The sequence below is a fragment of the Limimaricola sp. G21655-S1 genome (genome assembly GCF_027213785.1).
GTDB lineage: Bacteria > Pseudomonadota > Alphaproteobacteria > Rhodobacterales > Rhodobacteraceae > Limimaricola.
Genome location: NZ_JAPWGO010000011.1, coordinates 91,311 through 104,708, shown reverse-complemented (window position 1 = coordinate 104,708; position 13,398 = coordinate 91,311). Strand labels below are relative to the sequence as shown.

Sequence of the window (13,398 nt, the reverse complement as noted above, 5' to 3'; positions counted from 1 at the left end):
GCGGCGAAGCGCCTTACCTAAGGTCCCCCGGATGATCCCGCCCGGCCGCGCTCGTCATTCCGCCGCGACGGGCTCCGGGGCGGTTTCGGCCGACCGCGCCAGAAGCGCGCCTGCCTCGGTGCCGCTCATCGGCCGGCCCAGAAGGAAACCCTGTGCCACGTCGCAGCCCAGCTGCATCAGCCGGTCGATCTGCTCGGAGGTCTCGACCCCCTCGCCCACCGCCCCGACCGACAATTCGCGCGCCATGCTGGTCACCGCCTGCGCCACGGCCCAGGCCTTGTGATCGCTCTCTGACACGTTGACGAAGCTGCGGTCGATCTTGATCTGGTCGAGCTCGAAATCGCGCAGATGGGTAAAGGAGGAATAGCCGGTTCCGAAATCGTCCATGGCGATCTTCACCCCCATGGCGCGCAGCGCCACGAGGTTGCGCGCCAGATGCGCGCCGTCGCGCACCAGCGCGGTCTCCGTCAGTTCGAGCGTCAGCCGCGCCGGGTCGAGACCGTGGCGTTCGAGCGCCTGTCGCACCACCTCGACGATCGAGGGCAGGCGCATCTGCACCGGCGAGACGTTGATCGCCACATGCACCGTGCCGGGCCATTGCGCGAGCTGGCGGCAGGCCTCGTCGATCACCCATTCGCCGATCTGCACGATCATGCCGTTCTCTTCGCAAAGCGGGATGAACTCGGCCGGGGGCACCAGCCCGCGCAGCGGGTGGCGCCAGCGGATCAGCGCCTCGAAGCCGAGGATCTCGCGGTCGGACAGCCGGCAGATCGGCTGGTAGTCGAGCTCGAACTCGCGGCATTTGTGGGCCTGGACGAGATCGCTTTCCATCTGGCGCCGCTCCAGCGCCTTTTCCATCATGCCTTCCTCGTAGAACTGGATCCGGTTGCGGCCCAGATTCTTGGCGCGGTAGAGCCCCAGATCGGCGCGCTGCAGCGCCTCGGAGGCGCCGAGCCCGCCCTCGGTCAGGCTGGCACCGATGCTGCAGCCGATGGAGATCTTGTGGCCGTCCACCTCGAAGGGCCGGCTCAGGCTCTCGATGATGGCGCGGCCGATCTCCGTCGCCTCGACCTCGCCCGCGCCGTCGAGCACCACCACCATCTCGTCGCCGCCGAGCCGGAACACCGTGGCGCCGTTGCCCGAGGCGTCGAGCAGCCGTCGCGCCACCTGAATCAAGAGGCCGTCGCCGACCGGGTGGCCCAGAGTGTCGTTGACCACCTTGAAGTGGTCGAGATCGAGCATCAGCAGCGCCTGCGGATTGCCCTCGGGATCGAGCGCGGCCATGTGGTCGCGGAAGCTGCGCCGGTTGGGCAGCCCGGTCAGCGCGTCGTGGAACGCCATATGCGCGATCTTGGCCTGCGCGGCGCGGTGCTCGGTGAAATCGTCGAAGGTCAGCACCACCTCGCCCGTAGGCATGCGCCGGCTCGAGATGCACAGGATCCGGCCATTGGCGAACTCCTCCTCGCTGCGCAGCATCTCGGTGCCGCGCAGCCGTTCCAGATGGGTCCTGACCACCGAGGCAAAGCGCGCGCCCCCCCAGGCCCGGCCGCCCTCGACCACCTCGATCAGCCGCTCGATCCCGGCGCCGGGGCCGATCTCGGCCTCGGGGATGTCGAACAGCGCGTGGCAGCGCTGGTTGATCGCGGTAATCCGGCGCGCCTCGTCGATCATTACCAGCGCGTTCGACATGTTCTGCAGCGCCGCGACGAAGGAGGCCTCCTTGCGCTCGACCTCGCGGCGGGCGCTGGTCAGGTGGCGGCGGTGCAGCATCGCGGTGACGGCGGCATAGCACAGCGCCAGCGTCGCCAGCGTGGTGAAGCTCGACAGCAACTGGCGATCGATGCCCGGCTCGACCGCGCCGATCACCCTGATGCTGAGCCCGGACATCGCGGTGAAATGCAGCGCGCAGACGCCGCCCACCAGCCCCAGCCCGCGCAGCCAGAGCCCCCGCAGGCTCGTGCCCGAGCAGCCCATCGCCGGCGCGAAGAAGCCTGCGCCCAGAAGCACCGCCAGCACCGAGGACGCCGGATCGTGATGCATGTTGTTCTGCATCGCCATCATGCCGGTGAAATGCATCGCGCCGACCCCGACCCCGGCCAGCGCGCCCAGGGCGGCGCGGGGCCAGCGGCGGCCCAGCGGGCTGGCGAGCGCGAGCGGCAGGCCGACGCCGATCACCCCGACCAGCGCCGACAGCGCGGTGATGGCGGGGTCGTAGCTCAGCGTCGCGCTGGGGATGTGACCGATCATCGCGACGAAATGCGTGGTCCAGACCCCGAGCCCGGCCACCAGCGCGATCCAGCCCAGCGGCGCCAGCCGCACCGGCGACCCGGCGAGGGCGACCTGCCGCATCAGCGTCACCAGCGTCAGCGCCATGCCGGCGCAGACGATGATCGCGGTGACGAGGTAGTGGGGGCTGGTCTGCTGCAGGCCCTGCAGGATCGTCGTCACCATGTCTCGTGCCCCTCTTGCCGTCGCGCGCATATCTGCGGGCGAAACTCGACCGAATGATGGCGAAAACGGTGTTTTTGCAATCGGATCAGGGTTCGACGATGCGGGGCAGCCTGCTCTCCGCCCGACCAGGGCCATAAGATGTGCGCTCTCACGCTTCCTCTCGACCGGCATCGGACCCGCCGGAGCATGGGCAGGACGCGGCGACGGACCCCGAGGTGGCGCATATCAGCCGGCCCGAGGACTCGCCTCATCCGCAACACCCGCGGTACCGGAACCGATGCGCCGCATGTCGGGCATCGGCGCATGGAATGCCCCGGAACCCTTTGCCGGCGCATGAACCCGCCGTCCCGATCGGTGACCACTTCCGCCCGGGCGCAAACTCCCATATGCGTGAATTCTGATCAGACCGAGCGTGACCGGATGAGAACCATCGATTTCCTGCAAGGGCTCGGCGTGGGCGGAAGCGACCGTGTCGACTGGCCCGCCGTGTTCGACCGCCTGCATGAGGGGCTGGTCATCGCCGAAGTGGTGCATGACGCCCGAGGGCGGGTCAACTGGCGCTACCTGCATGTCAACGAGGCCTGGTCCCGCCTCACCGGTCTGAGCGCCGAGGGTATCGCGGGCCGCCTCGTGACCGACGTCATCCCCGGCGTCGAACAGCACTGGGTCGAGGATTTCGCCGCGGTCGCCCTCGAACAGGAGCCACGCAATTTGGTCGGCCCGGTCTCGGAACTCGGTCGGATCTACGACATCCGTGCCTTCCCGATCTCGAAGGACCGCTTCGGCCTGCTGTTTCTCGACGTCACCGAGCGCGAGGAAAACGAGACGAAGCTCAGGGAGCGGGCCGAGGTGCTGGAAGCGCGGATCCGCGACGAGTTCGGCGCCCGGGCCCGGGTCTGGGACGTGTCACCCGATATCCAGGTGGTCGCCAATCACGCGGGCTATTTCGAACAGGTGAATCCCGCGGCCACCGTCATCCTCGGCCATTCGAAGGAGGTTCTCCTCGCCACGCCCTTCATGGAGCTGATCCATCCCGAGGACCGCGTCGGCACCCTTGCAGCCTTCGAGAACGTGAAGCAGGACCAGCCGGTCCTGCGCTTCGAAAATCGATATCGCCATGCCGATGGCAGCTATCGCTGGCTGTCCTGGGTCACCGTGCCGCATGAGGGCAGGATCTACGCCACGGCGCGGGACGTCACCCAGGAGCGGGCCCATGCCGAGGAGCTTGAGCTGCGCCGGGCCGAGCGCAGCAATCTGTGGTCCGCCTCGCGCGACCTGCATCTGATCTGCTCGCTCGACGGCATCTACCAGGAGGTCAGCGACGCCTGGCAGTCGCAGCTCGGCTTCGCCCCGGAGGAGCTGGTCGGCATGCGCTTCGATGCGCTGATCCACGAGGACGATCTCGATTTCGCGCAACGGCTCTTCGCGGAGCTTCTGGAAACCGGCTCGGTCGGCCATGTCGAGCTGCGCATGCGCGACCGAGCGGGCGAGTTCCACTGGCTCGGCTGGAGCGCGGTGATCAGCGGCGGCGTCATCTTCGCCACCGGCCGCGACCTCGGCGAGAAGCGCCGGCAGGAAGAGCAGCTGCGCCTCGCCGAGGAGGCGCTCGCGCAGTCGCGCAAGCTCGAGACGCTGGGCCAGCTCACCGGCGGCGTGGCGCATGACTTCAACAACCTGCTCGCGGCGATCCAGACCAATCTGAGCCTGCTGCGACGGCAGATCGAGGCGCCCGACGACCGGACCCTCACCCTGCTCGACCGCGCGCAGGCGAGCGCCGATCGCGGCGCCAAGCTCGTGCAGCACATGCTCGCCTTCGCGCGCCGTCAGGATCTCACCCCGCGCCCGGTCAATGCCTGCGCGCTGCTCGATGACATGGAGCCGCTGCTGCGCAGCTCGATCGGCCCGGGCGTCAGGATCCGGCGCCAATTCGACGAGGACACACCCCTGGCCCTGGTCGATGCCAACCAGCTTGAGATGGCGGTGCTGAACCTCGTCGTGAACGCGCGCGACGCGATGGAGGGGCGTGGCACGCTCGACCTGAGCTGCCGCCTCGTCGAGAGGGTCGATGAACCGGACCTGTCGCCCGGCAGCTACGTGGTCATCGAGGTCAGGGATGACGGACCCGGCATGGATGCGGCGGTGCTGGCGCAGGCGACCGAGCCGTTCTTCACCACCAAGGGCGTGGGCAAGGGCACCGGGCTCGGGCTGAGCATGGTGCACGGGCTGGCGCGCCAGTCGGGCGGCGCGTTCCGCCTCGACAGCGCCCCCGGGCGCGGCACCACGGCGCGGATCTTCCTGCCGGTCGCCGCGACGGCCGACACGGACGCGCCGGAGCGACTTGGCACCAGCCGCGCCGCCGGGCCCGAACGACCGCTGAAGATCCTCGTGGTGGATGATGATTTCCTGGTGCTGATGGGCACGGTCGGCATGCTCGAAGCGCTCGGGCACGAGGTGCTGGAGGCGGCGCATGGCGAGGCGGCGCTCGACCAGCTTCGGGCCCATTCCGACATCGACCTGCTGATCACCGATCAGGCGATGCCGGGCATGACCGGGGCGCAGCTTGCCGAGGCCAGCCGGGCGCTGCGCCCCGAACTGCCGGTCCTGCTCTGCACCGGCTATGGCGAGCTGCCGCCGGGCAGCGAGAGCGTCATCGCGGGCCGGCTCGGAAAACCCTTCACCGAGGCCCAGCTCGGCGAGGCGATCTCCGGGGCGGTCGGCACCACGGGCTGAGGGGCCGAAGGCCCCGAAAGGCCGGGCGGAAGCCGCGTCAGAGCCCGGCCGCAAGCTCCGCCTGACCGATCTCCAGCAGCGCCCGGACATGCGGCGCGAAGCTGCGCCAGACGTCGAGCCGGAATTCCTGCGGCCCGTCGCGCCACAGCACCACCTGCACTGTGTCGAACACGGTGCGGACCGCACGTCCCGGCTCCAGAAGGTCGAGGTCGCGCGGGCAGGCGATGGTCAGCAGTTCCTGCGCCGCCGGGCCGCTGATGCGGTAGCTGATCTCACGATCGGAAATCTCGGTGAGGCTGTGCGGCGCGGCCTCATACGCATCCCGCGCCGCGGCGAGGATCGCGTCACGGGCCGCCTCGGGCGCGCAGATCAGCCATTCATCCGGGCCGAGGCACAACGCCGTACGGCCCTGCGCCTCGGCGATCCGCCCGATACGGTCGGGCAGATCCAGCCCGAGCGCCCGGCCCAGCGTCGCCGCCTGCGCGGGACGCACCCGCAGCGAAAACCGCGACACCGGCGCCAGCTCGTCGATGCGGACCCGCGCGGTGGCCTCCGCCAAGGTGAAATCATGCGTCTGGTTGGTCATCATCGCGCCTTCCTCAGAGCTTCAGCCGGTCGCCGTCGGGGTCATAGAAGGCGGTCGAGGTGATCTTCGCCCGCACCACGCCCTCGGGCATCGGCACATGCACCGTCTCGCCCTCGCGGTCGCGCCCGCCCTCGATCAGCGCCATGGCGATGGAGCGGCCCAGCGTGGCGCTGTGATAGGAGGAGGTCACGTGGCCGACCATCTTCATCGGCTTGGGCTGGCCCGGGTCGAGTACGATCTGTGCCCCCTCCTCCAGCTTCACCGCGCCGTCCTCGGTCAGGAGACCGACCAGCTGCTTGCGCCCCGGGGCGACGAGATCGGGCCGCGCCAGCGACCGCTTGCCGACGAAATCGGGCTTCGCCTTGCCGATCGCCCAGCCCAGACCCGCATCCTCCGGCGTCACCGTGCCGTCGGTGTCCTGCCCGACGATGATGAAGCCCTTCTCGGTGCGCAGCACATGCATGGTCTCGGTGCCGTAGGCGGTGATGCCATGCGGCTCGCCCGCCTGCATCAGCGCCTCCCACAGCGCCAGCCCGTGCCGCGCCGGCACGTTGATCTCGAAGCCCAACTCGCCGGTGAAGCTCAGCCGGAACAGCCGGGCGGGGAAGCCCGCGACGCGGCATTCGGCGACCGACATGTGCGGAAAGGCCTCGGCCGAGATGTCGCAGCCTTCGACCAGCCCCACGAGCACCTCGCGGGCCTTGGGCCCGTTCAGCGCCACGGTCGCCCATTGCTCGGTGGTCGAGGTCAGCCAGACGTCGAGATCGGGCCACTCGGTCTGGAGATAGTCCTCCATCATGTTGAGCACCCGCGCCGCACCCCCGGTGGTGGTAGTGACGTGGAACAGGTCCGACCCGAGCCGCCCGATCACCCCGTCGTCGCGGATGTAGCCGTCCTCGCCCAGCAGCACGCCGTAACGACAGCGACCCGGCGCAAGCTTGGTCCAGGGGTTGGTGTACATGCGGTTCATGAACTCGACCGCGTCGGGCCCCGCCACCTCGATCTTGCCCAGAGTCGAGGCGTCGAAGATGCCCACCGATGCCCGCGTGGCCAAGCACTCGCGCGCCACGGCGGCCTCCATGTCCTCGCCGCCTTGCGGGAAGTACCAAGCGCGGCGCCACAGCGAGACAGGCTCGAACACCGCGCCGTTCGCTTCGGCCCAAGCGTCGATCGGCGTGCGCCGCGTCACCTCGAAGGTCGCGCCCTTGTGGTAACCCGCGAAGGCGCCGAAGGTCGTCGGCGTGTAGGGCGGGCGGAAGGTCGTGAGCCCGACCTCCGGAGGCGCCTTGCCCACCGCGTCGGCGGCGATCATCAGACCGTTGATGTTCGACATCTTGCCCTGATCGGTCGCCATGCCGTTGGTGGTGTAGCGCTTGACATGCTCGATCGAGCGCATGCCCTCGCGCACCGCCAGCCGGATGTCCTTGGCAGTCACGTCGTTCTGGAAATCGATGAAGGCGCGCACGCGGCTCGACTTGCGATTCGTCGGCAGTTCCTTGTGGCTCTCGCCCGTGCCGGGGCGATCATGCGCCACGGCAAGGGGCGTGGCCCCGGCCTTCTTGCCGAGCGCCGTCGCCGCCTCTGCCCCGGCCTTCGCCCCGTCGGCCAGCGCCTCGCCATAGCCCCAGAGACCGCGTCCCGCGCCCGCGATGTGGCAGTCTTCGGTCATCCGCCCCGGCAGGAAGGTCCGGCTCTCCTCATCCCATTGCAGGCTGCCCTTCGTGTGCGAGAACAGGTGCAGCGACGGCGTCCAGCCGCCCGACATCAGCAGGCAGTCGCAATGCAGCAGCCGCGCCGCGCCGATGCGCCCGCCCTCGACCGGGTTGACCGTGACCGACGCCACTCTGAGCCGCCCCTTGGTGTCGGTGACGGTATGGCCGGTCAGCACCTCGATCCCGCGCGCCCGCGCCTCGGCGCGCAGATCCTCTTCCGGCGTGGCCCGTGTGTCGACGATGGCGACGATCTTGGTGCCCGCCTCGGCGAGATCGAAGGCCGCGTGATAGGCGCTGTCATGCGAGGTGACGATGACGGCCCGGTCGCCGACCTTGACGCCGTAGCGATGCAGGTAGGTCTGCGCCGCGCCCGCCAGCATCACGCCCGGCCGGTCGTTGCCGTGGAACACCAGCGGCTTTTCCAGCGCGCCCTGCGCCAGCACCACCCGGGTTGCCCGCACCCGCCACATCCGCTCGCGCGGGGCGTTCTCGGGGATCGTGTCAAGATGATCGGTGAGCTTCTCGCACAGCCCCACCATGTTCTGGTGGTAATAGCCGATCGCGGTGGTGCGGTTCATCAGCCGCACGCCAAGGGATTCCAGCTCGGCCAGCGCCCCGTCGAGCCAGTCCCAAGCGGGCTGCCCGGCGATCTCGATGCCGGGATCGGACCGCAGCGCCCCGCCCATCTCCGGGTTCTCGTCGACCAGCGTCACCCGCGCCCCGGCGCGCGCCGCTTCCAGCGCCGCCATCAGCCCCGAGGGCCCGGCGCCCACCACCAGCAGGTCGGTGTGCAGATAGCGCGAGGCGTAGCGATCGGGATCGACCTCGCTCGGCGCCCGGCCAAGGCCGGCGGCGCGGCGGATTACCGGCTCGTAGAGCTTGTCCCAGAAGCTGCGCGGCCACATGAAGGTCTTGTAGTAGAAGCCCGCCGGGAACAGCGGGTGCAGCGCGTCGTTCACCGCGCCGAGATCGAAGGAGAGCGACCCGAGCCGGTTCTGGCTCTCGCACATCAATCCCTCACGCAACTCCTGCACCGTGGCACGGGTGTTGGGCTCGAAGCGCCCCGGCCCGCGCGACGTGCCGATCAGGGCGTTGGGTTCTGCGCTGTCGGCGGTTACCGGCCCGCGCGGGCGGTGATACTTGAACGAGCGGCCCATCAGGTGGACCCCGTGCGCCAGCAACGCCGAGGCGACGGTATCGCCGCGCAGGCCGGTGAATTCGCGGCCGTCAAAGGCAAAGCGCACCGTTTCGGCGTGATCCACCCGGCCCTTGCCGGGGATGCGGAACTGGCTCACTGCGCGGCCTCCAGCGATGCGAGGTCGGGGCGCGGCTCGCCCGCCTTGTAGGTCAGAAGAAACCGGTCGCTCACCGTGTCGCGCACCGCGTTGAAAAAGCGCGCGCAGCCATGGACATGGCGCCAGCGCTCGAAATGCGGGCCGCGCGCGTTGGTGCGGATGAACAGGAAGTCGCGCCATTCCTCGTCGGACATCGCCGAGGGGTCCTCGGGCCGAATGACATGCGCCTCGCCCGCATAGGCGAACTCCAGCTCCGGCAGGGTCTCGTCGCAATAGGGGCAGTGAATCAGCAGCATGTCGTCACCTCAATGCGCGACGGCGGCGGCCGCCGCCTCGTCGATCAGCCGCCCCGTGCGGAAGCGGTCCAGCGTGAAGGGGGCGTTGAGGGCATGCGGCTCGCCCGTGGCCACCGTGTGCGCCAGCACATGCGCCGCGCCCGGCGTCGCCTTGAAGCCGCCGGTGCCCCAGCCGCAATTGACGAAGAGGTTCTTGACCGGCGTCTTGCCGATGATCGCCGAGCGGTCCGGCGTCACGTCGACGATGCCGCCCCATTTCCGCAGCATCCGCATGCGGTTGAAGATCGGGAAGATTTCGCAGATCGCCGCCACCGTGTGCTCGATCAGCGGCAGCCCGCCGCGCTGCGAATAGCTGGTGTACTGGTCGGTGCCCGAACCGATCACCAGCTCGCCCTTGTCGGACTGGCTGATATAGGCGTGCACCGTGTTCGACATCACCACGCAGGGAAACACCGGCTTCACAGGCTCCGAGACCAGCGCCTGCAACGGGAAGCTTTCGAGCGGCATCCGCACGCCCGCGCTCTCCATCACCACGCTCGTGTGCCCCGCCGCCGAGACCGCGACCTTCTTCGCCCCGATGAAGCCCTTGGCGGTATCGACCCCCGTCACCGCCCCGTCGGGCCCGCGCCGGATCGCGATCACCGGGCAGTTCTGGATGATGTCGACACCCCTCGCAGCGGCGGCGCGCGCATAGCCCCAGGCCACCGCGTCGTGCCGCGCCGTGCCCGCCCGCATCTGCAACGCCGCGCCCATGACCGGGTAGCGCGCCTCCCGGGAGATGTTGAGCGGCGGGCAGAATTCCTTGGCCTCCTCGGCCGAAAGCCAGCGGTTGTCGACGCCGTTCAGCCGGTTGGAATGGACGTGGCGTTGGAAGGACTGCACGTCGTGGACGTTGTGCGCCAACATCATCACCCCGCGCCGCGAGAACATGACGTTGTAGTTCAGCTCCTGTGACAGCCCGTCCCACAAATCGAGCGCGTGGTCGTAGAGCTTCGCGCTCTCGTCATAGAGGTAGTTCGAGCGGATGATTGTGGTGTTGCGCCCGGTGTTGCCGCCGCCCAGCCAGCCCTTGTCGATCACCGCGACATTGGTGATGCCGTGTTCGCGGGCGAGGTAGTATGCCGCGCCGAGCCCGTGGCCACCGGCGCCGACGATGATGACGTCGTATTCCTTCTTGGGCTGCGCATCGGGCCATTGCTCGCGCCAGCCCTTGTGACCGGTGAGCGCGTTCTTCACGACGGCAAAGGCGGAATAGCGGGGCATCGGGCAATCCTCGGGCGGGGGCATCGCCCCCGCAGTGCCACGATCGCGCCGCGCCCGAGTGGATGGATGCGACGCATCGCGGCGGCGTTTGCGACATCGCCCGCCGGGCGGCGGCCTAGCGCCGGGGCAGGAAACCCGCGTGCCGGTTCACGTCCTTGTAGAGCAGGTAGCGGAACGGCCCCGGCCCGCCCGCGTAGCAGGCCTGCGGGCAGAAGGCGCGCAGCCACATGAAGTCGCCCGCCTCGACCTCGACCCAGTCGCGGTTGAGCTTGTAGACCGCCTTGCCCTCCAGCACGTAGAGCCCGTGCTCCATCACGTGGGTCTCTTCGAAGGGGATCACGCCGCCGGGCTGGAAGGTGACGATGGTGACATGCATGTCGTGCCGCAGATCCGTAGGATCGACGAAGCGGGTGGTGGCCCAGCGGCCCTCGGTGCCCGGCATCTCCGAGGGTGCGACCTCGGCGTCCGAGGTGACGATCGGATCGGGCTTCTCCAGCCCCTCGACCGGCTCGTAGAGCTTGCGGATCCAATGGAACCGCGCCGCCCCCTGACCCGCATTGCGCAACGACCAGCGACTGTCGGCGGGCAGATAGGCATAGCCGCCCTCGCCCATCTCGTGGCGGACCCCTTCGATCTCCAGCGAGAGCCGCCCCTCGACCACGAAGATCACCCCCTCGACCCCGGCCTCGGTCTCGCCGCGCTCCGAGCCGCCGCCGGGCTGCACCTCCATCAGATATTGCGAGAAGGTCTCGGCGAAGCCGGTGAGTGGGCGGGCGATCACCCACAGCCGCGTGGCGTCCCAGAACGGCAGGTAGCTGGTGGTGATGTCGCGCATCGTGCCCTTCGGCAGCACCGCATAGGCCTCGGTAAAGACGGCGCGGCCGGTCATCAGCTCGGTCTGGGGCGGGTGGCCGCCGGTTTGGGCGAAATAGCTGCGCTCGGTCATGACGATCTCCTGTGCGGTCGCGAAACAGTCTCGCATGGCCCGCCGGGCCACGGATAGCGCCGCTCAGGCACAAGGTACTTCAGCCTGCGCTTGATAATCGGGCGGGGTGTGAACGAGACAGCTTCAAATATTTTCATAAGATTCCCGGCGCAGCGCTTTGCTAAGCTGCCCGCATCAAAGGAGGCCCCAAGTGAACCGCTACCCCCGCGACATGATCGGCTACGGCGCCGAGACCCCCGATCCGAAATGGCCGGGAGGCGCGAAGATCGCGCTGCAGATCGTGCTGAACTACGAAGAGGGCGGCGAGAACAACATCCTGCATGGCGATGCGGGATCGGAGGCGTTCCTGTCGGAAATCGTCGGCGCCGCCGCATGGCCGGGCCAGCGGCACTGGAACATGGAGTCGATCTACGAATACGGCGCGCGCGCCGGGTTCTGGCGGCTGCACCGGATGCTCAAGGACCTGCCCGTCACCGTCTACGGCGTGGCCACCGCGCTGGCGCGCAGCCCCGAGCAGGTCGCGGCAATGAAGGACGCAAACTGGGAGATCGCCAGCCACGGCTTGAAATGGATCGAGTACAAGGACGCCGACGAGGCCTCCGAGCGCGCCGACATGGAGGAGGCCATCCGGCTGCACACCGAGGTGGTGGGCGAGCCGCCGCGCGGCTGGTACACGGGGCGGTCTTCGGACAACACGGTCCGGCTGGTGGCCGAGCAGGGCATCTTCGCCTATGCCGCCGACACCTATGCCGACGATCTGCCCTACTGGTCACGCTTCGGGGATCGCGACCAGCTGATCGTGCCCTACACGCTCGACGCTAACGATATGCGTTTCGCCACGCCGCAGGGCTTCAACTCGGGAGACCAGTATTTCTCCTATCTCAAGGACAGCTTCGACTGCCTCTACGAGGAGGGGCTCGAAGGCGCGCCCAAGATGATGTCGATCGGCCTGCACTGCCGCCTCGTCGGGCGGCCCGGCAGGGCGCAGGCGCTCAAGCGATTCCTCGACTATGTCCGCCGCCACGAGGGCGTCTGGTTCGCCACGCGCCTGCAGATCGCCGAGCACTGGGCCGCGACGCATCCGCCGGTGGCGCGCGAGCGGCCCTCCAAGATGGAGCGCGACGCCTTCGTCGCCCGCTTCGGCGGCGTGTTCGAGCATTCGGCCTGGATCGCGGAGCGCGCGCACGGGCTGGAGCTTGGGCCCGCGCATGACACCGCCCTCGGGCTGCACAACGCGCTCTCGCGCGTCTTCCGCTCGGCCTCTGAAAGCGAACGGCTCGGCGTGCTCACCGCGCATCCCGATCTCGCGGGCAAGCTTGCGGCGGCCAAGCGGCTGACCGCCGAGAGCACCGCCGAGCAGGCCAGCGCCGGGCTCGACGCGCTCACCGACCAAGAGCGGGCGCGCTTCACCGAGTTGAACGACGCCTATGTCGCCAAGTTCGGCTTTCCCTTCATCATCGCGGTGCGCGATCACGACAAGGCAAGCATCCTCGCGGCCTTCGAGCAGCGCATCGACAGCGACCGCGACACCGAGTTCGCCGAGGCCTGCCGGCAGGTGGAGCGGATCGCACTGCACCGGCTGCGCGCGATGCTGCCGCCGAGCGGGGGCGGGAACCCGGCATGAGCGGCGAGATCCGCACCGAGCCGCTGACCCGCGCGGCCTTCGCACCATTCGGCGACGTGATCGAGGCGGCGGGCGCACCTGACAAGATCATCAATGCCGGGCTCTGCGGGCGGCATCATGACTTGGCCCGGCTCGATTTCGGCGCGGACGGCCGCGCCGGGATCTCGGTCTTCGACGCCAAGCCGCGCAGCCTGCCCTACACGCTCGACCTCGTGGAGCGGCACCCCGATGGCAGCCAAGCCTTCATTCCGCTCAGCCTCGCCTCTTTTCTGGTCATCGTCGCGCCGGACGAGGATGGCCGGCCCGGTCGCCCGCGCGCCTTCGTGACGACGCCGGGCCAGGCGGTCAACCTGCTGAGGAACACGTGGCACGGCGTGCTGACGCCGCTCGAGGCGCCGGGGCTCTTCGCGGTGGTCGACCGCATCGGGCCCGGCGCAAATCTGGAAGAATACCGGTTCGAGATGCCCTGGCGCGTCACCGGCTGATCGCGGGACC

Annotated in this window: 9 protein-coding genes; 3 read left to right on the top strand and 6 right to left on the bottom strand. The window is 69.0% G+C overall.

Annotated elements, in window-relative coordinates:
- Window positions 1-54 precede the first annotated feature (54 nt).
- The gene (locus O4G76_RS12400; protein ID WP_269397625.1) at window positions 55-2,451 is read right to left on the bottom strand and encodes an EAL domain-containing protein; all 2,397 of its coding nucleotides are present in this window, start codon (window positions 2,449-2,451) and stop codon (window positions 55-57) included.
- A 390-nt stretch (window positions 2,452-2,841) separates the two neighbouring features.
- Between O4G76_RS12400 and O4G76_RS12395 the strand changes: the two genes are divergently transcribed.
- Window positions 2,842-5,181, top strand: coding sequence for a PAS domain S-box protein (locus O4G76_RS12395; RefSeq protein ID WP_269397624.1), 2,340 nt, complete (start codon window positions 2,842-2,844; stop codon window positions 5,179-5,181).
- Between the two features lie 37 nt (window positions 5,182-5,218).
- On the opposite strand, the gene O4G76_RS12390 is transcribed toward O4G76_RS12395, so the two are convergent.
- The 5 genes from O4G76_RS12390 to O4G76_RS12370 form a co-directional block, all read right to left on the bottom strand.
- Window positions 5,219-5,767 carry a sarcosine oxidase subunit gamma gene (locus O4G76_RS12390; RefSeq protein ID WP_269397623.1) on the bottom strand — a complete coding sequence of 183 codons (549 nt, stop codon included), beginning with the start codon at window positions 5,765-5,767 and terminating at the stop codon, window positions 5,219-5,221.
- A 13-nt stretch (window positions 5,768-5,780) separates the two neighbouring features.
- Window positions 5,781-8,774 carry a sarcosine oxidase subunit alpha gene (locus tag O4G76_RS12385; protein WP_269397622.1) on the bottom strand — a complete coding sequence of 998 codons (2,994 nt, stop codon included), beginning with the start codon at window positions 8,772-8,774 and terminating at the stop codon, window positions 5,781-5,783.
- The gene (locus O4G76_RS12380; protein ID WP_269397621.1) at window positions 8,771-9,070 is read right to left on the bottom strand and encodes a sarcosine oxidase subunit delta; all 300 of its coding nucleotides are present in this window, start codon (window positions 9,068-9,070) and stop codon (window positions 8,771-8,773) included. The genes O4G76_RS12385 and O4G76_RS12380 overlap by 4 nt, the downstream gene beginning before the upstream one ends.
- 9 nt (window positions 9,071-9,079) lie before the next feature.
- The gene (locus tag O4G76_RS12375) at window positions 9,080-10,333 is read right to left on the bottom strand and encodes a sarcosine oxidase subunit beta family protein (RefSeq protein WP_269397620.1); all 1,254 of its coding nucleotides are present in this window, start codon (window positions 10,331-10,333) and stop codon (window positions 9,080-9,082) included.
- A gap of 115 nt (window positions 10,334-10,448) precedes the next feature.
- Window positions 10,449-11,279 (bottom strand): bifunctional allantoicase/(S)-ureidoglycine aminohydrolase, encoded by an 831-nt coding sequence (locus tag O4G76_RS12370; RefSeq protein ID WP_269397619.1) that lies wholly within the window; start codon window positions 11,277-11,279, stop codon window positions 10,449-10,451.
- A gap of 190 nt (window positions 11,280-11,469) precedes the next feature.
- Between O4G76_RS12370 and puuE the strand changes: the two genes are divergently transcribed.
- Window positions 11,470-12,903 carry an allantoinase PuuE gene (gene puuE / locus O4G76_RS12365; RefSeq protein WP_373568035.1) on the top strand — a complete coding sequence of 478 codons (1,434 nt, stop codon included), beginning with the start codon at window positions 11,470-11,472 and terminating at the stop codon, window positions 12,901-12,903.
- Window positions 12,900-13,388, top strand: coding sequence for an ureidoglycolate lyase (locus tag O4G76_RS12360; RefSeq protein ID WP_269397618.1), 489 nt, complete (start codon window positions 12,900-12,902; stop codon window positions 13,386-13,388). The genes puuE and O4G76_RS12360 overlap by 4 nt, the downstream gene beginning before the upstream one ends.
- The last annotated feature ends 10 nt before the right edge of the window (window positions 13,389-13,398 follow it).

What these genes read in the sequence shown, in the direction of transcription:
- O4G76_RS12400 (WP_269397625.1), bottom strand. Translation starts at nt 2,451, where the DNA reads ATGGTGACGACGATCCTGCAGGGCCTGCAGCAGACCAGCCCCCACTAC.
- O4G76_RS12390 (WP_269397623.1), bottom strand. Translation starts at nt 5,767, where the DNA reads ATGACCAACCAGACGCATGATTTCACCTTGGCGGAGGCCACCGCGCGG.
- O4G76_RS12380 (WP_269397621.1), bottom strand. Translation starts at nt 9,070, where the DNA reads ATGCTGCTGATTCACTGCCCCTATTGCGACGAGACCCTGCCGGAGCTG.
- O4G76_RS12375 (WP_269397620.1), bottom strand. Translation starts at nt 10,333, where the DNA reads ATGCCCCGCTATTCCGCCTTTGCCGTCGTGAAGAACGCGCTCACCGGT.
- O4G76_RS12370 (WP_269397619.1), bottom strand. Translation starts at nt 11,279, where the DNA reads ATGACCGAGCGCAGCTATTTCGCCCAAACCGGCGGCCACCCGCCCCAG.
- O4G76_RS12360 (WP_269397618.1), top strand. Translation starts at nt 12,900, where the DNA reads ATGAGCGGCGAGATCCGCACCGAGCCGCTGACCCGCGCGGCCTTCGCA.